Source organism: Humibacillus xanthopallidus (assembly GCF_044793955.1).
GTDB lineage: Bacteria > Actinomycetota > Actinomycetes > Actinomycetales > Dermatophilaceae > Humibacillus > Humibacillus xanthopallidus_C.
In genome coordinates this window covers 4,443,756-4,463,123 of record NZ_CP084995.1, presented here as the reverse complement: position 1 = coordinate 4,463,123, position 19,368 = coordinate 4,443,756, and the positions used below count along the sequence as shown (strand labels likewise).

20 protein-coding genes are annotated in these 19,368 nt (G+C 71.3%); 11 read left to right on the top strand and 9 right to left on the bottom strand.

Going from position 1 to position 19,368, the window contains the following annotated elements; genetic code table 11:
* Window positions 1-3 precede the first annotated feature (3 nt).
* The gene (locus LG278_RS20075; protein WP_404389388.1) at window positions 4-399 is read right to left on the bottom strand and encodes a DUF2237 family protein; all 396 of its coding nucleotides are present in this window, start codon (window positions 397-399) and stop codon (window positions 4-6) included.
* 81 nt (window positions 400-480) lie between these two features.
* On the opposite strand from LG278_RS20075, the gene LG278_RS20070 reads away from it, so the two are divergent.
* The 5 genes from LG278_RS20070 to LG278_RS20050 all read left to right on the top strand — a co-directional run bounded on the left by LG278_RS20070 (window position 481) and on the right by LG278_RS20050 (window position 5,210).
* A complete protein-coding gene (locus LG278_RS20070) occupies window positions 481-924 on the top strand; it encodes a hypothetical protein (RefSeq protein ID WP_404389386.1) in 444 nt (147 codons plus the stop codon).
* A gap of 38 nt (window positions 925-962) precedes the next feature.
* Window positions 963-1,373, top strand: coding sequence for a PPOX class F420-dependent oxidoreductase (locus LG278_RS20065; RefSeq protein ID WP_404389384.1), 411 nt, complete (start codon window positions 963-965; stop codon window positions 1,371-1,373).
* Complete coding sequence (locus tag LG278_RS20060) at window positions 1,370-3,607, top strand: penicillin acylase family protein (protein ID WP_404389382.1); 2,238 nt, start codon at window positions 1,370-1,372, stop codon at window positions 3,605-3,607. The genes LG278_RS20065 and LG278_RS20060 overlap by 4 nt, the downstream gene beginning before the upstream one ends.
* A 106-nt stretch (window positions 3,608-3,713) precedes the next feature.
* Window positions 3,714-4,034 carry a hypothetical protein gene (locus LG278_RS20055; protein WP_404389380.1) on the top strand — a complete coding sequence of 107 codons (321 nt, stop codon included), beginning with the start codon at window positions 3,714-3,716 and terminating at the stop codon, window positions 4,032-4,034.
* Between the two features lie 99 nt (window positions 4,035-4,133).
* The gene (locus LG278_RS20050) at window positions 4,134-5,210 is read left to right on the top strand and encodes a DNA polymerase IV (protein WP_404389378.1); all 1,077 of its coding nucleotides are present in this window, start codon (window positions 4,134-4,136) and stop codon (window positions 5,208-5,210) included.
* Between the two features lie 132 nt (window positions 5,211-5,342).
* Here LG278_RS20050 and LG278_RS20045 read toward each other — a convergent pair whose 3' ends face one another.
* The 6 genes from LG278_RS20045 to LG278_RS20020 all read right to left on the bottom strand — a co-directional run bounded on the left by LG278_RS20045 (window position 5,343) and on the right by LG278_RS20020 (window position 12,348).
* Window positions 5,343-5,672, bottom strand: a complete 330-nt coding sequence (locus LG278_RS20045; protein WP_404389376.1) for a hypothetical protein — start codon at window positions 5,670-5,672, stop codon at window positions 5,343-5,345.
* Between the two features lie 207 nt (window positions 5,673-5,879).
* Complete coding sequence (locus LG278_RS20040) at window positions 5,880-7,172, bottom strand: sugar ABC transporter permease (protein ID WP_404389375.1); 1,293 nt, start codon at window positions 7,170-7,172, stop codon at window positions 5,880-5,882.
* The gene (locus LG278_RS20035; RefSeq protein WP_404389374.1) at window positions 7,169-7,984 is read right to left on the bottom strand and encodes an ATP-binding cassette domain-containing protein; all 816 of its coding nucleotides are present in this window, start codon (window positions 7,982-7,984) and stop codon (window positions 7,169-7,171) included. The genes LG278_RS20040 and LG278_RS20035 overlap by 4 nt, the downstream gene beginning before the upstream one ends.
* A gap of 206 nt (window positions 7,985-8,190) precedes the next feature.
* Window positions 8,191-9,282, bottom strand: coding sequence for a substrate-binding domain-containing protein (locus tag LG278_RS20030; protein ID WP_404389373.1), 1,092 nt, complete (start codon window positions 9,280-9,282; stop codon window positions 8,191-8,193).
* A 95-nt stretch (window positions 9,283-9,377) separates the two neighbouring features.
* Window positions 9,378-10,574: an ROK family protein gene (locus LG278_RS20025; protein ID WP_404389372.1), complete on the bottom strand. Its 1,197-nt coding sequence runs from the start codon at window positions 10,572-10,574 to the stop codon at window positions 9,378-9,380.
* Window positions 10,575-10,701: 127 nt separating this feature from the next.
* Window positions 10,702-12,348 carry an FAD-binding dehydrogenase gene (locus tag LG278_RS20020; protein WP_404389371.1) on the bottom strand — a complete coding sequence of 549 codons (1,647 nt, stop codon included), beginning with the start codon at window positions 12,346-12,348 and terminating at the stop codon, window positions 10,702-10,704.
* A gap of 173 nt (window positions 12,349-12,521) precedes the next feature.
* Between LG278_RS20020 and aztD the strand changes: the two genes are divergently transcribed.
* Together aztD and LG278_RS20010 are read left to right on the top strand one after the other, a co-directional pair.
* Window positions 12,522-13,817 carry a zinc metallochaperone AztD gene (gene aztD / locus LG278_RS20015; protein ID WP_404389370.1) on the top strand — a complete coding sequence of 432 codons (1,296 nt, stop codon included), beginning with the start codon at window positions 12,522-12,524 and terminating at the stop codon, window positions 13,815-13,817.
* Window positions 13,818-13,950: 133 nt separating this feature from the next.
* A complete protein-coding gene (locus tag LG278_RS20010; RefSeq protein WP_404389369.1) occupies window positions 13,951-14,787 on the top strand; it encodes an alpha/beta fold hydrolase in 837 nt (278 codons plus the stop codon).
* A 36-nt stretch (window positions 14,788-14,823) separates the two neighbouring features.
* Here LG278_RS20010 and LG278_RS20005 read toward each other — a convergent pair whose 3' ends face one another.
* On the bottom strand, window positions 14,824-15,372 hold the full coding sequence (locus tag LG278_RS20005; RefSeq protein WP_404389368.1) for a DinB family protein: 549 nt from the start codon (window positions 15,370-15,372) through the stop codon (window positions 14,824-14,826).
* A 128-nt stretch (window positions 15,373-15,500) separates the two neighbouring features.
* Here LG278_RS20005 and LG278_RS20000 point away from each other — a divergent pair, with 128 nt between their 5' ends.
* Complete coding sequence (locus LG278_RS20000) at window positions 15,501-16,109, top strand: ATP-dependent Clp protease proteolytic subunit (RefSeq protein ID WP_404389367.1); 609 nt, start codon at window positions 15,501-15,503, stop codon at window positions 16,107-16,109.
* 23 nt (window positions 16,110-16,132) lie between these two features.
* The gene (locus LG278_RS19995; RefSeq protein ID WP_404389366.1) at window positions 16,133-16,777 is read left to right on the top strand and encodes a ClpP family protease; all 645 of its coding nucleotides are present in this window, start codon (window positions 16,133-16,135) and stop codon (window positions 16,775-16,777) included.
* Here LG278_RS19995 and LG278_RS19990 read toward each other — a convergent pair.
* Entirely contained in the window at window positions 16,774-17,184 is a 411-nt protein-coding gene (locus tag LG278_RS19990; RefSeq protein WP_404389365.1) for a helix-turn-helix domain-containing protein, read from the bottom strand. The genes LG278_RS19995 and LG278_RS19990 overlap by 4 nt on opposite strands.
* A gap of 210 nt (window positions 17,185-17,394) precedes the next feature.
* Here LG278_RS19990 and LG278_RS19985 point away from each other — a divergent pair, with 210 nt between their 5' ends.
* Together LG278_RS19985 and LG278_RS19980 are read left to right on the top strand one after the other, a co-directional pair.
* Window positions 17,395-18,471, top strand: a complete 1,077-nt coding sequence (locus LG278_RS19985) for an ATP-binding cassette domain-containing protein (protein WP_404389364.1) — start codon at window positions 17,395-17,397, stop codon at window positions 18,469-18,471.
* The gene (locus LG278_RS19980; protein WP_404389363.1) at window positions 18,468-19,322 is read left to right on the top strand and encodes an ABC transporter permease; all 855 of its coding nucleotides are present in this window, start codon (window positions 18,468-18,470) and stop codon (window positions 19,320-19,322) included. Before LG278_RS19985 ends, LG278_RS19980 begins: the two co-directional genes overlap by 4 nt.
* The last annotated feature ends 46 nt before the right edge of the window (window positions 19,323-19,368 follow it).

Genomic DNA, 19,368 nt, shown 5'->3' with positions numbered 1-19,368 from the left:
GCCCTAGAGCAGCGAGCCCGGGTCGTCGGGGACGTCGGCGGCATACGCCTGCAGCAGCTGCAACGGCACGACGTCGAGGGTGCGCTCGTGCGTCGCCGCGAGGAAGACGGGCGCTGCGGCGCCGGCCTGGTGCGCCTCGAGCCACCGGCTCGCGACGACGCACCACCGGTCGCCGGGGACGAGGCCCGGGAAGCGCCACTCCGGCCGCGGAGTCGTCAGGTCGTTGCCGACACTGCGCTGGTGGTCGAGGAACTCCGACGTGACGACGACGCAGACGGTGTGGCTGCCGCGGTCCTCCGGGCCGGTCGTGCAGAAGCTGTCGCGATAGAAGCCCGTGACGGGATCGGTGCCGCACACCTCGAGCTCGCCCCCGAGCACGTTGCGTTCGCCGCGCACCATGAGCGCAACGGTAGCCGTATGCCGTCCGGTCGGCACAGCGGCTCGGGGTGCCGACGCGACGTGGCTGACTAGGCTGAGGGCATGCTCGGCATGAAGGAGTACGACGGCGACTACATCGATGCGTGCCGCTCGCGCGTGGAGACCCAGACGGCGATGTTCCGCGAGGTCGCCCAGGCCGCCCGCGACCACGGGGACGCCGACGTCTCCGGGCTCGAGGGCGCCCTCGAGTCGCTGGAGTCCGAGTACTTCAACAACATGCTCCTCGTGCTCGAGGGCTATTTCGTGCACCGGCTGCGGGGGGTCGAGGGCAAGGACGGCAACGCCCTCAACGAGGTGCGCGTGCTGGCCCGGTCGCTGATGGAGAACGGCGGCACCGTCATGGAGGACACCCAGATCGCCCTCGACCCGGAGCGGAGCGTCCTCGGACTGCGCGTGGGTGAGCCGGTGCGCCTCACGCTGCAGCAGTACACCCGCCTCTCCGACGCGTTCTTCCGCGAGCTCGAGCGCCGGTTCAGCGCCACCTAGACCGCGGCGAGATCATCTGACACCAAAGGAGATCCCACATGCCCAAGCCTCCGTTGCCCGACGAGGTGGTCGCCTTCCTCAGCCGCCCGAACTACGCGACGATCAGCGTCGTGCGGCCCGACGGTCAGCCGGTCTCCGTGCCGACGTGGTATCTCTTCGAGGACGGCCAGGTCGTCGTCAACATGGATGGCGGCCGCAAGCGGCTCGACTACCTGCGGGCCGACCCGCGGATCAGCCTCAGCGCCATGGACCCCGACAACTGGATCACGCACGTGAGCCTCCAGGGCCGCGTCGCCGCGATGGTCGAGGACCCCGACCTCGTCGACATCGACCGCATCGCCCGGCACTACACCGGCAAGCCGTATGCCGTGCGCGACCGTCCCCGCGTCACGGCGCGCATCGACGTCGACCGGTGGCACGGCTGGGGCCGACTGCGAGACGCCCGGTGAGCTGGCGCGTCGACCGCGACGCGACCGGCATCCCCCACTTCTGGGCCGACGACGTGCTCGAGCTCGCGCGCGCCCAGGGACGCGTGATCGCCCTCGACCGCGGCTGGCAGGTCGAGCACCAGCGGTGGCGCATGGAAGGGCGCACGGCCGAGCACGTCGGACCCGCCGGCCTCGCCTGGGACACGTTCGCCCGGCAGGTGGGGCTCGAGCAGACGGTCCGTCGCTCCTACGAGGCCCTCGACGAGGAGACGCAGGCGTGGCTGGGGGCCTACGTGTCGGGCGTCGACGAGGGGCTGTCCGAGGGACTGTCGCGTGCGGCCGAGATCGAGGCGCTCGGTCTGCAATCCGTTGCGGCCGAGCCACGCCCGTGGGCGCCGTGGACACCTCTGGGCATCTTCTGGTCGATCCACCTGCTCTTCGGCACCTTCCCCTACAAGCTCTTCAACGGTCATGTCGTCGACACGGTGGGGGCCCACCTGCTGCCGCTCATCCACGCCGAGGGGCTCGATGGTCGCGAAGGGGTCGAGCAGTCGGGCAGCAACGCCTGGGTGGTCGGGGGGCGGCGCACGGCGACGGGTGCACCGCTGCTCGCCGGAGACCCGCACCGCACGATCGAGCTGCCCGGCTGCTACCAGCAGGTCGGCCTGGCGTGCCCGGAGTTCGACGTCGTGGGCTTCACCTTCCCCGGCGTGCCGGGTGTGCAGCACTTCGCCCACGCGGGTTCGGTGGCCTGGGGCATCACGAACGCCATGGCCGACTACCAGGACCTGACCATCGAGTCGCTGCGGGTGGCGCCCGGCCAGGCTCGCGGGGGCGCTGGTGAGTCCATGCTCGAGGCGCGCGGCGTCGACGGGTGGGAGCCGGTCACGCGCTCGCTCGAGACCGTCGACGTGCGCGGGGGAGACCCGGTCGAGGTGCCGGTCGTCGTCACGGCCCGCGGCCCGATCGTCACGGGGGTCGCCGAGGCCGTCGCAGCCGCCGAAGCCTCCGCTGAAACCGCCGGCGAAACCTCCGCCGAAACCTCCGGCGAGGGCCCGGCGGTGACGAGGCCCCGCCCGGTGGCCCACAGCCTGCGCACGCCGAGCCAGGTCGACCATGACCTCGGCTTCGGCGCCCTGCTGCCGCTGCTGCGCTCGCGCTGCGTCGACGACGTCGAGCAGGCCCTGGCCCGCTGGGTCGAGCCCGTCAACAGCGCCCTCGTCGCGGACACGACCGGTCGGATGCTTCACCTCGTCGTGGGGCGTGTCGCCGACCGCGACCCCCTCAACCTCGACCGGCCCGTCGCGGCCTGGGACCCGCGCCACGTGTGGCGCGGCCGCCGGACCAACGCGGCCCGCGACGTCGAGGACGTCATGGTGAGCGCGAACGACCGCAGCAGCGGCGGTGGCCTCGGAGTGGAGTATGCGACTCCCTTCCGTGCCAACCGGATCCGTGAGCTCATCGACGAGCTCAGCGGCGTTCTCAGCGACGGCCGACGCGGCCTGACCGTCGAGGACTGCGCCACCATCCACGTCGACACGGTCAACGGGCAGGCGGCCCTCATGCGCGAGCTCGTCGCGTGCGTGCCGGATCACGAGCTGACGTCCGGCGGCGCAGCGACGCGTGCCGTGCTGCTCGGGTGGGACGGCCGCAGCGACCGCGCGAGCCACGGAGCCGCCGTCTTCAGTGCGTGGCGCACCGCCCTCGTGCGTTGGTTCACCGCGCAGCCGCAGCTGGCGGCGCTGCACACCCCGACGGGCCACTCGCGGATCTTCGCCTCCTGGCTCGATGTCGACGGGCAGGTCGGCGCCGGCTGGCACTCCCTCGCGCGGGGCGGCCCCGACATCGGCATCGACGTCGCAGCGGGAGTGCGCGCCGCCCTCGACCAGGTCGCGACACAGGTCGGCCCGCGCGAGGTGTGGGGTGACCGGCACCGCCTCGACCCGCTGCACCAGCTCGACAGCGTGAGCTCCCCGGACGGCATACCGCTGCGGGGGGTGCCGTCGGTCGCGCCCGACCCGGTGGCGGGCGACAAGGGCTGCGTGCTCGCGGCGGCGAGCGCCCCCGGCGTCACCGACCGGGCCTACGGCGGACCCGTCGCACGCTACGTCTGGGACCTCGCCGACCGCGACGCGAGCGGGTGGGTCGTGCCGCTCGGTGCGTCCGGAGTGCCCGATGACGAGCACTTCGCCGACCAGACGCCCGACTGGCTCGAGGGCCGGCTGCGCCGGGTCGGCCCCGGCCCGCGCCCCTGACGCCCCTGACGCCCCTGACGCCCCTGACGCCCCTGACGCCCTTGACGCGCCTGCCGGAGGGAGCCTGCTCCCACGCCGTGGGTGGGGGCTGTGCCAGAGTGTCCGCGTGGGCAACGGAGTGACGCGGGCGACGATCGTGTGGATCGTGGCAGCTGCCGTGGTGGGCAGCGTCGCAGGCGTCCTCTGGGTGCTGCGCTCCGACCTCGGCGGGGGGCGCTCCGGCACCCCCATCGTCGTCGGATCGATCGCGCTCACGCTGCTCGCGGCAGCGATGCTCTATCACGGCATAATGGTCGCGGCGCGTGAGCAGGACCGGCGGGCCGACCTCGTCGCGAAGCGTCGCCGACAGGAGCGACCGGGCGCCCGGCCCCAGGGGCCGCCAGCCGATGACGAGCCGCTGACCTTCCGCCGGGGCAAGAGGATCTGAGACACCAGGCGACCGCGCGACGCCGACCACCGGGCGCGCGACGCCGCAGCGCGCCCATCACGGGGCGAGGATCACCTCGTCTGAGGGCACAATGCACTCATGAGCCCGCAGCCCTGGGTGCTGCACGTCGACCTCGACCAGTTCATCGCGGCGGTCGAGGTGCTGCGGCGTCCCGAGCTGGCCGGTCGTCCCGTGATCGTCGGCGGACGAGGCGACCCGACCGAGCGCGCGGTCGTGTCGACGGCGAGCTACGAGGCCCGGGCCTTCGGTGTCGGCTCCGGCATGCCGCTGCGTCTCGCCGCGCGCAAGGTGCCCGATGCTGTCATCCTCCCGGTCGACGCCCCCGCCTACACCGAGGCCTCGGAGCAGGTGATGGACGCCCTGCGCGGCCTGGGTGTCGTCGTCGAGGTGCTCGGCTGGGACGAGGCGTTCCTCGGGGTGGCGTCCGACGACCCGGAGGCGTTTGCCCGCAGCGCACAGGCTGCGATCCTCGAGGCGACCCGGCTGCACTCCTCGGTCGGCATCGGGGACAACAAGGTGAGGGCCAAGATCGCGACGGGCTTCGGCAAGCCGCGCGGCGTCTTCCGCCTCACTCGCGACAACTGGTTCGAGGTGATGGGAGCGCGTCCGACCATCGATCTGTGGGGTGTGGGCTCCAAGGTCTCCAAACGCCTTGCTGCGCATGACATCTCGACCGTGCAGCAGCTGGCGGACGCTCCGGAGTCGGTGCTGGTCGGGGAGTTCGGGCCCCGGATGGGGGTCTGGTACTCCCAGCTCGGCCGGGGGCTCGGCTCCTCCGTGGTCGACGATGCACCCTGGGTGGCTCGGGGACACAGCCGCGAGACGACCTACCAGAGCAACCTCACGACTCCCGAGCAGGTCGAGGCAGCCGTGCGCGAGCTCGCGTCGCAGGCCTTCGACGACACGGTGCGCGAGGGTCGGCCGGTCTTCCGGGTGACGCTCAAGGTGCGCTACGCCCCGTTCTTCACGCAGACCAAGGCCAAGAAGCTCCCCGGCCCGACCACCGACCGCGACGTGGTGGTCGCGGCCGCCGTCGACCTGGCCCACCGCCTCGACCCGGCCCGAGAGGTGCGTCTGCTCGGGGTGCGTGCCGAGATGGTCATGCCCGAGGAGGGCGACCCGGTGGAGCGCACCCCGATCCGCGGACGACTCTGACCCTTCCCGGGCCGGCGCCGTCTGCGTCCACCGCCACGATGTCGGTATACCGTCCGGCGTGCTCAGCCGGACGGCATACCGACGCGGTGGGCAGCCTTCTCCTGCAGGCTCGCTCAGGGTCCGAGCGAGCCGTCAGGACCGTCGTCTCGCGAACGGCCGGGTGGCGAGCCAGACGATCGCCACCAAGCCGGCCATCGTGGCGAGCCGGTTGGGGTCGACCGCGGGATGCCAGGTGACCTCGTCCCCCTTGATCGCGAAGACGCCGGCGGGTCGTCCGGCCATGCCGAAACCGCCGCCCTCACCGTCACCTCCCGACTCGTCGTGACCGGAGCCCCCGCCTCCGCCCCCGGCCACCAGCGCTGCCGGGATGACCGTGAGGCCGTCCCGTTCGTACGGCTCCCCGTAGACGCGCTTCACCGCGATCGAGTCCTTCGCCCTGCTGATGAGCTCATCGACCTTCATGACCCCTCCTCCTGGCCGGCGGCGCCGGCTCCTCGCCTCCAGCCTGTGGGCCGGTGCGGGCACAGGGCAAGGCTGAAGGTCCCGGCGCGCGCGACGAAGGGCTTGCGCACGGCGAGGAGCCCGAGCACGGCGAAGGGCCCGCGCGCCGCCGGGAGTGGGCGGCACGCGGGCCCTGGCCGGTGACCTGATCGAGCAGGTCGTTGCTGACTACGCGCGCCCGTGGGCAGCGCGGCTGCGTCGGGAGATGGCGTCGACAGTCACGGCGAGGAGCAGCACCGCGCCCGTGATCATGTAGAGCTCCGGCGACTGGAGGTTGATCAGGTTGAGCCCGTTGGAGATCGACTGGATGACGAGGATGCCGAGCAGCGCCGAGTAGGCCGAGCCGCGGCCACCGAAGAGGCTCGTGCCGCCGATGACGGCAGCAGCGATGGCGTTGAGGTTGGTGTCGCCGCCGCCGCTGCTCTGGCCCACGGACGACAGGCGCGCCATGGCGAAGATGCCACCGAGCGCCGCGAAGGTGGAGCACAGCGCGAACACCGAGATGTAGATGCGGCGCACGTTGATGCCGGCCCGGCGGGCAGCCTCGACGTTGCCGCCGACAGCCATGACCGAGCGGCCCCAGCGGGTGCGCCGGATCGCGAAGTCCATGATGACGACGAGCGCGAGGAACACGAGGAACATCACCGAGACGCCACGGTCGCGGTTGAGCACGACGGCCGGCACGAGGAGCAGCGCTGCCAGCCCGCCGGCCCGCATCGCGATGGCGGTCACGGGAGTGGTGGAGAGCCCGGCCTCGTTGCGACGAGCGTTGGCGCGCAGGCGGCTCGCGGCATACGCGGCGACGACGAGCAGCGCGAGTGCGTAGGCGACGACGTCGGGCAGGAAGGCCTGCTGGGCGAACTTGGTCAGGGCGGACTCGAAGGGGACGTTGATCGACCCGGTGTCGCCGAGCACCTTGAGCTGGAGCCCGAGGAACCCGAGCAGTCCGGCAAGGGTGATGACGAAGCTGGGCACTCCGAAGCGGGTGAAGATCGCGCCGTAGGAGATGCCGATGATGGCGCCCACGGCGAGCCCGGCGAGGATCGCGGCGATGAGCGGCCAGCCGGACTTGACGAAGGTGACGCCGACGATGGACGCCGCGAGACCGCTGATCGACCCGACCGACAGGTCGATCTCGCCGAGCAGCAGCACGAGCACGATGCCGATGGCGATCGTACCGATCGCGGCGCTCTGGAGAGTGAGGTTGACGAGGTTGCGGCTCGAGAGGAAGGCCGGGTTGAGGGTCTGGAAGACGATCCAGATGATGAGCAGGCCGATGACAACGGGCAGTGCGCCGAGGTCGCCGCTGCGCAGGCGGGAGAAGAAGACCCGCACGGCGCCGGACACGCCGCTCTGCGCGATGAGTCGCTCGTCCTGCAGGTCGGCCGGGAGGGCGCTCGCCGCGGTGGGGTCGGCGGTGGCCGAGGCGTCGCGGGCCGGGTCGGGAGTCGTGGTGCTCACTGCTGCTCCTCGCTCTGCTCGCGTCGCGAGGCGCGCTCGGACACGGCGTTGGTCGTGGCGCCGGTGATCGCGGCGATGATCTCCTGGGCGTTGGTCTGGCTGACGTCGAAGGTGCCGTTGTTGCGGCCGAGGCGCAGCACCGTGACCCGGTCGGCCACCGCCATGACGTCGCTCATGTTGTGGCTGATGAGGATGACGCCGTGGCCGTTCTCGCGCAGCCGCTCGACGAGGTTGAGCACCTCGGCGGTCTGCGCGACCCCGAGGGCTGCCGTCGGCTCGTCGAGCATGACGACCTTCGGGTCGCCGAGCAGCGAGCGCGCGATCGCCACCGTCTGGCGCTGGCCGCCGGAGAGGCTGGCGACCGGGATGCGCACCGAGGGGATGCGGGCGGACAGCTGTCGCAGCAGGCGCCAGCTCTCCTTCTCCATCGTCACCTCGTCGAGGGAGCGGGCGTTGTAGAGCTCGCGGCCGAGGAAGAGGTTGGCGACGACGTCCAGGTTGTCGCACAGGGCGAGGTCCTGGAAGACGGTCGCGATGCCGAGGCGCTGGGCCTCGGCGGGGGTGTTGACGGTGGCGCGCTTGCCGTCGAACTCCATGGTGCCCTCGTCGGGCGCGTAGACGCCGGCGATGGTCTTGACGAGCGTCGACTTGCCGGCGCCGTTGTCGCCGACCAGGGCGACGACCTCGTGCGAGCTGACGTCGAAGTCGATGCCGCTGAGGGCCTGCACGGCGCCGAAGCGCTTGGAGATCCCCCGGAGCGAGAGCACGGCCGTCTTCGTCGGGGCCGGCGGTGGTGAGGTGGTGGCAGTCATGAGAGTCCTTGGGTCGGTCCGGTCGGTCACCGGTGAGGGCGGGACGGGGGAGGGCTCGTGCTCGGCACCCCGGGAGGCCGTGTCGTCGCCGTGGAGGTGGCGGACACGACGCCGGGTGGGTGGGCTCGTGGCCCACCCACCCGGTCTACACCCGCGTGGTCACGAGCGACAGTGTCTGTCGGTTGTCAGTCGGGTCCGGCTGGAGATCAGCTGATGCCGGCTTCGGTGCAGGCCGCGGCGACCTCGCCCGTGCAGATGTCGCTGACCTTGTAGATGCCGTCCTTGACGACGGTGTCCTTGATGTTGTCCTTGACCACCGCGATCGGGTCGAGGATCGTCGAGGGCACGCCCTTGAAGTCCGTCGTCTTCTCGGGGGTCTGGCCGTTGGCGAGGGCGAGCGCAGCCTTGGCGGCAGCCTCCGCCTCGGGCTCGATCGGCTTGTAGATCGTCATCGCCTGGTCGCCCAGCAGGATGCGCTGGATCGCGGCGAGCTCGGAGTCCTGACCCGTGACGGGCGGGAGCGGGGTCACGCCGCCACCCTTGAGGGCCGCGATGGCGCCACCGGCGGTGCCGTCGTTGGCGGCGTAGACGCCGACGAGGTTGCCCTTGACCGCGGAGATCTGGCCCTCCATCCACTGCTGCGCCTTGTCGGGGCTCCAGTCGGGCGTGTCGTACTCCGCAGCGATCTTGAAGCCGCTGCCGTCGAGCACGCTGTGGGCGCCGGACTTGAAGTCGGCCGCGTTGGGGTCGGTGGGCGAGCCGTTGATCATCACGAGGTCGCCCGAGGTCTTGCCGCCGGCCTTGAGCAGGTCGACGAGCGTCGTTGCCTGGATCTTGCCGACCGTCGCGTTGTCGAAGGAGACGTAGTAGTCGGCACCCTCGATGAAGCGGTCATAGGCCACGACGGGGATGCTGCTGCCCTTGGCGCTCGCGACGACCGAGGCGGCGGCGGCACCGTCGACGGGGTCGAGGACGAGCACGTCGGCGCCCTGGGTCAGCGCGGACTCGGCCTGCTGCTGCTGCTTGGCGGCATTCTGGTCGGCGTTGCTGTAGATGATGGTGCAGTCGGCGCAGGCCGCCTTGACGGCCGCCTCGAAGAGCGGCTTGTCGAAGGTCTCGTAGCGCGTGGTCTTGGACTCCGGCAGGAGCAGGGCGATCTTCTTGCCGCCAGCAGCGGCGTCGCCGGTGCTCCCGGGTGTCGTGGACGTGTTGTCGCTGCTGCCACAGGCGGCGAGCGAGGCGAGGCCCAGACCGGCCGCAAGGGCGATGCCGGCGAGGCGAGTGGAGCGTGCACGCATGTCTTGGAACTCCCTTGTTCATCGCCGACACCTTGAGGTGGTGCGGCCATACGTGTGAGTAAACGAGGTTCCCGGCTTGGCGTCAAGCCTTGAATTCAAGACGTGGACGCAATCGTTACCAAGAGACCGTCGCTGGCGGCGTGCAGCGTCTCGGCGGCGACGACGGCGCCGATGACGTCGGCCCCGGTCAGCAGCTCCGACTGGCGCACGACGAGCGACGCGGTGGCGCTCGGGATGGCGCTGCGCTCCAGGGCCCGGCGCATCGGGTCGAGGATGATGTCACCGACCTGGGCGAGCTGCCCCCCGACGACGATCACCTCGGGGTTGAGCAGGTTGACGAGGCCGGCGACGGCGACGCCGAGGTGGCGACCGGCGTCCTCGAGCACGCGGCGGCAGCCGAGGTCGCCCTCGAGAGCCTGGAAGATGATGTCGCGCAGGGTGAGGCGCCCGTGCGAGCCGGCGAGGGCGTCGGTGAGGGCGGGGGAGCCGATGAAGGTCTCGAGGCAGCCGCGGTTGCCGCACCGGCAGATCTGACCGTTCTCGTCGATCGTCAGGTGCCCGATCTCGCCGGCCGTGCCGGCGCTGCCCCGGAAGAGCTCACCACCTAGCACGAGACCGGCGCCGACACCGTAGGAGAGCTTGATGTAGGCCCCGTCCGAAACTCCTTGCAGGGCACCGCATCTCAGCTCGCCCAGCGCTCCGAGGTTGGCGGTGTTGTCGATGACGACAGGCGCCCCCAGGCGTCCTCGCATCTCGTCACCGACATCGACGCCCCGCCAGCCGGGCAGGATGCTCTCGGAGCCGACCTGTCCTGTCACGCTGTCGACGGGAGCCGGCACCCCGACCCCGACCGCCTTGACGTCCGACATGGTCTTGCCCGACTTGTCGACGAGGTCGTAGAGCAGGCGCGCGGCGCGCTCCATGCCCTCGTCGGCGTTGTGGCTGGCGGGCAGGGGCATCCGGTGCCGGCCGACGATGTCGCGTGGTCCGGTGGCGATGGCGACGCGCACGTCGCGGTCACCGAACGCGATGCCGGCCAGCAGCGTGTTGCCCGTGGCGAGCGAGACGAGCACCGCGCGTCGCCCGTTGCGGATGCTCGGTGCGAGCTCGACCGCGCCGGCGCCGTCGAGCTCCTTGACCATGTTGGAGACGGTGGCGGGCGACAGACCGGTCGCCCCGGCGATCTCGACCTGGGTCATGGCACCCTGCTCACGCAGGGCGTCGAGCACACGCAGGCGGTTGGCTTCGCGCAGGGAGGCCTGCGAGCCGGGGGCCGCCTGGGATGGATTCACGGGGTAAAGATAAGCGGATCGGCCGCTCGTTGGGTAGCGATGTCCGTCCGCTCGTTGGTCAGCGCGGGGTCAGCGAGGTGGTCGGGGAGGTGGTCGGCGCGGTGGCCACCGACCTTCTCGGCATCGCTCAGAGTGCGGCGGCCACCGCGCGCCCCGCCGTGCGACCGCTGAAGAGGCAGCCGCCGAGGAAGGTGCCCTCGAGCGAGTTGTAGCCGTGCATCCCCCCACCACCGAAGCCGCTCACCTCGCCCGCGGCATACACCCCCTGCAGCGGCTGCCCGCCAGCGCGCAGCACCCGGCCCGCGAGGTCGGTCTCGAGGCCCCCGAGCGTCTTGCGGGTGAGGATGTTGAGGCGCACGGCGATGAGCGGCCCGTCCTTGGGGTCCAGCAGCCGGTGCGGGCTCGCGACGCGAATCAGCTTGTCGCCGCGGTAGTTTCGAGCACCCCGGATGGCGGTGATCTGGGCGTCCTTGGTGAAGTCGTTGTCGATCTCGTTGTCGCGGGCGAGGATCGTGCGTCGCAGCGAGTCGAGGTCGATGAGCCCGTCACCCGTCAGGTCGTTCATGCCGCGCACGAGCTGCTCGAGCGTGTCGGCGACGACGAAGTCGGACCCGTGCTCCTTGAAGGCCTCGACCGGGCCGGGAGCGCCCTTCCGGGCACGGCCGAGCACCTGCCTCACGTCCCGGTCCGTGAGGTCGGGGTTCTGCTCCGAGCCGGAGAGGGCGAACTCCTTCTCGATGATGCGCTGGGTCAGCACGAACCACGAGTAGTCGTGGCCGCTGCGCATGATGTGCCCGAGCGTGCCGAGGGTGTCGAAGCCCGGGAAGAACGGCGGTGGGAAGCGCCGGCCCCGCGCGTCGAGCCACAGCGACGACGGGCCGGGCAGGACGCGGATGCCGTGGTTGTCCCACACGGGGTCCCAGTTGCGCAGACCCTCGGTGTAGTGCCACATCCGGTCGGGGTTGATGACCCGGCCGCCCGCGGACTCGGTGATGCCGAGCATGCGGCCGTCGACGTGGGCGGGCACCCCGGCGACCATCCGGGCCGGTGGGGTCCCTAGGCGCTCCGGCCAGGCGCGGCGCACGAGGTCGTGGTCGCCGCCGATGCCCCCGCTCGTGACGATGACTGCCTGTGCGGTGATCTCGAAGTCGCCGACCTCGTCGCGGCTGCTCGGCCGTCCGCGCTCGGAGGAGTCGGGGGCGAGCACGCGCCCGCGCACGCCTGTGACAATGCCGCCGCTCTCGACGAGGGCGTCGACGCGGTGGCGGAAGGCGAAGGTCACCAGGCCGGACGCCACGCCGGCGCGCACGCGCCGCTCGAACGGCTCGACGAGCCCCGGCCCGGTGCCCCAGGTGATGTGGAAGCGCGGCACGGAGTTGCCGTGGCCCTCGGCCCGGCCGTCGCCGCGCTCGGCCCACCCGACGACCGGGAAGAGTCGGTGTCCCTGCTCGTGGAGCCACGCGCGCTTCTCCCCGGCGGCGAACTCGAGGTAGGCCTCGGCCCAGCGGCGCGGCCAGAAGTCCTCGTCGCGGTCGAACTGCGCCGAGCCCATCCAGTCCTGCGTCGCGAGCTCGAGACCGTCCTTGATGCCCATCCGGCGTTGCTCGGGGCTGTCGACGAGGAAGAGCCCGCCGAAGCTCCAGAACGCCTGCCCGCCGATCGACTGCTCGCCCTCCTGGTCGACGAGCACGACGCGCTTGCCGCGGTCGACGAGCTCGGCGGTGGCGACGAGTCCGGCAAGGCCGGCCCCGACGACGACGACGTCGGATTCCATGGGTTCCTTCCCCGGGGTCGGGCTTTCGCTGGGTGACTCTCGCGCGCTCTCGGCGGGCTCGGGAGGAGCTGCCGTATGCCGCTGTGCCCGACCAGCCTCACGGCCGACGGTCCGCGGGTCAACCGTTTCCAACGACTTGACAGCATCGTGTGCAAATGAGAATCATTCTCGTCATGAGTCGTCGAGTCCTGGCCCTTGTCATCCTCCCCGCCCTTGCCGGAGCGGTCGCCGCCTGCGGCAGTCCCTCCGCGCCCGCGCCCTCGTCGCCCGCCGCGACCGGAGCCGCGGGCGCCACCGTGGCCGCGCCCACCACCGCCGCGGCGCCCAGGCCGCGACCCACCGGCGAGGCGGCCGGCCCGACGCCGCGGTTGGCGATCAGCCATGCCGGTGGCGTCATGGTCGTGGACGGTCGCACGCTCGAGGTCGTCGGCAGCGTGCCGACGACCGGCTTCGTGCGGCTCAACCCGGCGGGCGACGGTCGGCACGTGCTCGTGACGGAAGGCGACGCGTGGCGGGCCCTGGACCTCGGAGCCTGGACGGAGGCCCACGGCGACCACGGGCACTCCTACACGACCGACCCGGCCTTCACCGGCACGTCCTTCGCCGGCTCGCACCCCGGCCACGTCGTGGTGCACGGCAACCGCACCGTGCTCTTCGCCGACGGGACGGGTGAGATCCAGGTGCTCGACCCCGGCAAGCTCGCGGCCACGACGACCGCGGCGTCGCCCGCCGCGCCACCCGTCGTGCGCCACCGCACTCCGCAGGCGCACCACGGCGTCGCCCTCGTGCTGCCGGACGCCACGCTCGTGCACAGCCTCGGTGACGACACGGCCCGCACGGGTGCCGTCGCGCTCGACGCGTCGGGTCGTGAGATCGCGCGCACCGACACCTGTCCCGGCCTGCACGGTGAGGCCGTCGCGGCGCACGACGCCGTCACTCTCGGCTGCGAGGACGGCATCCTCGTCTACCGTGACCGCGCCTTCAGGAAGGTCGCGAGCCCTGACGACTACGGGCGCATCGGCAACCAGGCGGGCTCGGAGGAGTCGCCCGTCGTGCTCGGCGACTACAAGGTCGACCGCGACGCCGAGCTCGAGCGTCCCACCCGCATCTCGCTGACCGACACGGCGACCGGCCGGCTGCGTCTCGTCGACCTCGGCGCGAGCTACTCCTTCCGCAGCCTCGAGCGCGGGCCGGCGGGGGAGGCGCTCGTGCTCGGGACCGACGGCCGACTGCGGGTCATCGACCCCGCGAGCGGGGCGACGACGCGGTCGATGCCGGTCGTCGAGCCGTGGTCGGAGCCGCTCGAGTGGCAGGATCCGCGACCCGCCGTGCGCGTCGTGGGAGATCGTGTCTTCGTCACCGATCCCGCCTCCTCGGGCCTGGTCCGCGTTGACCTCGCGACGGGTCGTGTCGCAGAGCGGGCGCGTCTGCCCCACGTGCCCAACGAGATCGCCGGCGTGCAGGGGTGATGAGTTCGGGGCGCACGCGCTGACGGATGGGGCTGCGCCGCGTGAACGTCGTCACGGTTGGCGGTGATGATGGGTCGGGTACGGCGACAGGGCCCCCGTGAGTTGCGGGGCCCAACGACCGGAAGGCAGAACGATGACCGAAGTCACCGCTGACCAGGGACTCCTCCACGACGTCAAGATCCACGTCGAGGACACCGGCGGCGAGGGCCGCCCTGTCGTGCTCATCCACGGCTGGCCGCTCTCGGGCGCCTCGTGGCAGGAGCAGGTGCCTGCTCTCGTGCAGGCCGGCTACCGGGCCATCTCCTACGACCGCCGCGGCTTCGGACAGAGCGACAAGCCGCGCGGCGGCTACGACTACGACACGCTGGCCGACGACCTCGCGAGCCTGCTCGATGGTCTCGACCTGCGTGATGTCACGCTGGTCGGCTTCTCCATGGGTGGCGGCGAGGTCGCCCGCTACGTCGCGCGCCACGGTGAGGACCGGCTGCACAGCGTCGTCTTCGCCGCCGCCGTGCCGCCGTACCTGCTCCAGACCGACGACAACCCGGACGGCCCGCTGACCGAGGACGCCGCGAAGGAGATGGAGGACGGCGCCAAGGGCGACCGTGATGCCTTCTTCGACCAGTTCACGACGCAGTTCTTCTCTGCGGGTGGGCAGCTCAGGGTCACCGAGCAGCAGCGTCAGGAGGCGATCGCCCTCTGCCAGCAGGCGGACGACCGGGCCCTCATCGGGTGCATGCAGTCCTTCGGCACGACCGACTTCCGCGACGACCTGACGAAGGTCACCGTGCCCGCACTCGTCATCCACGGCGACGGCGACGCGACGGTGCCCTTCGAGGGCTCGGGCCAGCGCACCCACCAGGCCCTCGCCCAGAGCGAGCTCCACGTCATCGAGGGTGGCCCGCACGGCATCAACGTGAGCCACGCCGAGGAGTTCAACCGCGTGCTGGTCGACTTCCTCGCGAAGTGAGCAGCAGCCCCTGAGCACACCGACGGCGCCACCGGCTCACTGACCGGTGGCGCCGTCGATGCACTCGCGCAGCAGGTCGGCATGGCCGCAGTGCCGGGCATACTCCTCGATGAGGTGCACGAGCACCTCGCGCAGGTTGATCGGCTCGTCGGGGGAGGCGCTGACGAGGTCGAGAGACTCTGCCTGCGCGACGAAATCGTCTGCGTTGGAGACCTCCTCGCGCCACCGAGCCCACGCCTCGGCCACCACCTCGTCGTCGGCGACAGCTCCGTCGAAGTCGGCGTCGCGGTCGTCGGCCGTCCGATAGAGGTAGGGCACGTCCTGACCCGCCATCCGTCGACGGAACCAGCTCTGCTCGACCTGCGCCAGGTGCCTCACCAGTCCGAGCAACGACATCGTCGACGGGGGCACCGACCGCGTCGCCAGCTGCGCGGCCGTCAGCCCGGAGCACTTCAGCTCGAGGGTGAGGCGGTAGGTCGCCAGGTAGTCGAGCAGCGTCGTGCGCTCGTCTGCCAGCAGTGCTCCCTGGGTGCGCGGGTCGTCCTCGGGGTCGACCCACATGTCGGGGTATCTGGTTCCGGCCATGCGCCCATCGTGGTCGCTCGTGAGGGCGCCGGCCAGCGAGATTCCGCCGGACGGCATACGCCGTTGGCGAATCTGCCTGCAGCAGATGGTCATTCACAGGAGCGGGTATGCCGTCGAGGCTGGGTGGCATGACCGAGACCCTCATGCCCGGACCGCTCGACGACCAGCTGGCGATGCAGCTGCTCCACCAGCGGATCATCGTCCTCGGGGCGGAGGTGGACGATCCGATCGCCAACCGGATCACCGCCCAGCTGCTCCTGCTCTCGGCGCGCGACCCGCGCGCCGACATCAGCCTCTACGTCAACAGTCCCGGCGGCTCCGTGACCGCGGGGCTCGCGATCTACGACACCATGCGCGTCATACCCAACGAGGTGTCCACGCTGGCAGTGGGATTCGCGGCGTCGATGGGACAGTTCCTCCTCGGCGCAGGGACGCCAGGCAAGCGCTTCGCCCTGCCCAACGCGCGCATCATGATGCACCAGCCGTCGGCGGGCATCCAGGGCACCGCCGCCGATGTCGAGGTGCAGGCCGCCAACCTCCAGGCGATCAAGCGACGCGTCAACGAGCTCCAGGCCGAGCACACGGGGCAGTCCGTCGAGCAGATCACCCGCGACAGCGAGCGCGACCGCTGGTTCAGTGCGGCGGAGGCGCAGGCCTACGGCATCGTCGACCACGTCGTCGCCTCGCTCGCCGACGTGCGACCAGCAGGGGTCGAGCGGAAGGTGGGTCTGCGATGAACGGCGCACGGTCGCAACCGGCGATGAGCAGCTACCCGATCCCCTACGTCATCGAGAAGACCCCGTCCGGCGAGCGCAGCTTCGACATCTACAGCCGGCTCCTGCAGGAGCGGATCGTCTTCGTGGGCACGGAGATCGACGACGGAGTGGCCAACGTCGTGATGGCCCAGCTGCTGCACCTGGCGGATGTGGCGCCCGACCGCGAGGTGGCGCTCTACGTCAACAGCCCCGGCGGCTCCTTCACGGCGCTCATGGCGATCTACGACACGATGCAGTTCGTGCCGACGCCGGTCGCGACCTACTGCCTGGGTCAGGCGGCGTCGGCGGCTGCCGTGCTGCTCGCGGCCGGCGAGTCGGGGCGGCGCTTCGCGCTCAAGCACTCACGGGTGCTGCTCCACCAGCCGTCGTCGGGTGGGCAGGGGACGGTCAGCGACCTCGCCCTGCAAGCCGACGAGCTGCTGCGGGTGCGCTCCCAGGTGGAGGGAGTGCTGAGCCGGCACACCGGGCGCTCCGTGGAGCAGCTGCGTGCCGACACCGACCGCGACAAGGTGCTGACCGCGGCGCAGGCCGTCGACTTCGGGATCGTCGACCACGTCATCGAGCGGGCGTCCGAGGCCGCGGTCCGGGAGGTCGGGGCGGCCGAGCCGGCCGCCGGCCTCGCGCGCTAGGCAGCGACTCGCAGGGCGGTCCGGTCGACCTCGGTCGCCGGGGCCAGGTCGCGGCCCGCCCACGGGTCGACGGACCGCACGCTGGTCAGCTCGAGCACCGCGGGCTCCTCCAGCGGTCCGTCGAGACGCTCCAGCGTGAGGCCGCTCAGCTCACGGTGGGCGGCACCGACGAGCAGGGTGACGCTCGAGCCGAGGGCAACGCAGATGGCCTCGAGCACCTCGGACGACGGCTCCTTGAGTCCACGCTCGACCTCGGAGAGGTAGGCGAGCGAGACCCCGGCCGCGGTGGACACCTGGGCGAGCGTGCGCCCCTGCCGGGTGCGCAGCCCCCGCAGCAGTCGGCCGTAGACCTCGCGCAGCAGGGGGCGGCGGGGTGCGGGGGACGGGTGGCGGGGCAGGGTGCTCATGGGGCTCTCCGATCGTCGGGCGCTCCCAGCGTCGCACGCCCGGTATGCCGTGGGCCCGAGTCGGGCTACGCCGTCGGCGTAAGGGGGAGGCCGGGGCGGCGTCATCGGCGCCCGAAAGATGTTGACGGCGTGCACACCGAACGTAGAGTGTCAGTGGTCGTCCTTATCGTTGTCGGGATCGGGACCCCTCACTCTCGGGAGAGCCACACCATGACCACCACCTCCACCGCGCCCGCCGGGCGCACCAGACCCGTGGGCCCGGCCATCGAGGCCGAGCACCTCGTCAAGCGCTTCGGCGACATGACCGCCGTCGACGACGTCAGCTTCACCGTGCCGCAGGGCACGGTCCTCGGTCTGCTCGGCCCCAACGGCGCCGGCAAGACCACCACCGTCCGCATGATGACGACCCTCAGCGAGCCGACCAGCGGCACCGCCCGCGTGGCCGGCCACGACGTCATCCGTGAGCCCGAGGCGGTGCGCCGCAGCATGGGCCTCACGGGGCAGGCCGCGACCGTCGACGAGCTGCTCACCGGCCGCGAGAACCTCCGGCTCATGGGTTCGCTCTACGGCCTGCCCAAGGTCGAGATCCGTCGGCTCTCCGACGAGCTGCTCGAGCGCTTCTCGCTGACCGACGCGGGCGACAAGGTCATCAAGGACTACAGCGGAGGCATGCGCCGGCGCCTCGACCTCGCGGTCAGCCTCATCGCCACGCCTCCCGTGCTCTTCCTCGACGAGCCGACCACCGGCCTCGACCCGCGCAGCCGGGTCGAGCTCTGGGAGGTGTTGCGCGGCCTCGTGCGCGAGGGCACGACCCTGCTGCTGACGACCCAGTACCTCGAGGAGGCCGACCAGCTCGCCGACCGCATCGTCGTCATCGACCACGGCCGCATCATCGCCCAAGGCACACCCCTCGAGCTCAAGGACCAGTCCGGCAAGGCCGCCATCGTGCTCACGGTGTCGCACGTCGACCAGCTGGAGCCGGCCCGGGCACTGCTCGCCTCGCACGTGCCCGAGGTCCACGTCGACATGGCTGCTCGTCAGCTGACCGCCCCTGCCGAGGGACTGGCCGACATGACGCGGGTGGCGATGCTGTTCGAGCGCAGCGAGATCGTGCTCGATGACCTCGGCCTGCAGCGGCCGAGCCTCGACGACGTCTTCCTCAGCCTCACCGGCCACCGCGCCGAGTCACCGTCCGGCGACAGCACCGGCGAGGACGGTCAGCCCACGCGAGCGACGCAGCCCCCCCAGCAGAGCCAGCCCACCGCACCGATCGAGGAGCAGCCATGACCGAGTCCGCAGTCCGCGACGCCACGCGGGCGGCCCGGGTCGAGCCGCATGACTTCGAGCCGCCCGGCTTCGTCCGTCAGGTCACGACGATGGTCTGGCGCAGCCTCAAGCACATCAAGCGCCAGCCCGAGATGCTCACCGACGTCACCATCCAGCCGGTGATGTTCGTGCTGCTCTTCGCCTTCGTCTTCGGCGGCTCGATCGTCATCCCGGGTTACAACTACCGTGAGTGGCTGATGCCGGGAATCATGGCCCAGACGATGGCTTTCTCCGCCTTCATCGTGGCGATCGGCCTCAACATGGACCTCGGCAAGGGGATCATCGACCGCTTCCGGTCGCTGCCGATCTCACGAGGGTCGGTGCTGGTCGGTCGCAGCATCTACAGCATCATCCACTCGAGCATCGGCATCTTCGTCATGTCGCTGACCGGCCTGGCGATCGGCTGGCGCATCCACAACGGCGTCGGCAAGGCACTGCTGGCCTTTGGGCTGCTGCTGCTCTTCGGCTTCGCGATGATCTGGGTGGGCATCCTGGTCGGATCGTCGATGCGTTCACCCGAAGCGGTCAACGGCCTGATGTTCACGACGATCTTCCCGATCACGTTCTTGGCCAACACCTTCGCCCCGACCGTGGGCATGGCCAGCTGGTTGCGGACGATTGCCGAGTGGAACCCCATCAGCTCGCTTGTCCAGGCCATGCGGGAGCTCTGGGGCAACGGACCGGCTGCGCCGCCCGAGGCTGCGCTGCCGCTGCACTACCCGGTGCTCACGACGGTCATCTGGTCGGTCGCGATCACCGCCGTCATCGCGCCGCTTGCAGTGCGCGCCTTCATCCGACGCACGACCGACTGACGTGACGTGGCGCCGAGCCGACCGGCTCGGCGCCACGGTCTGGCCC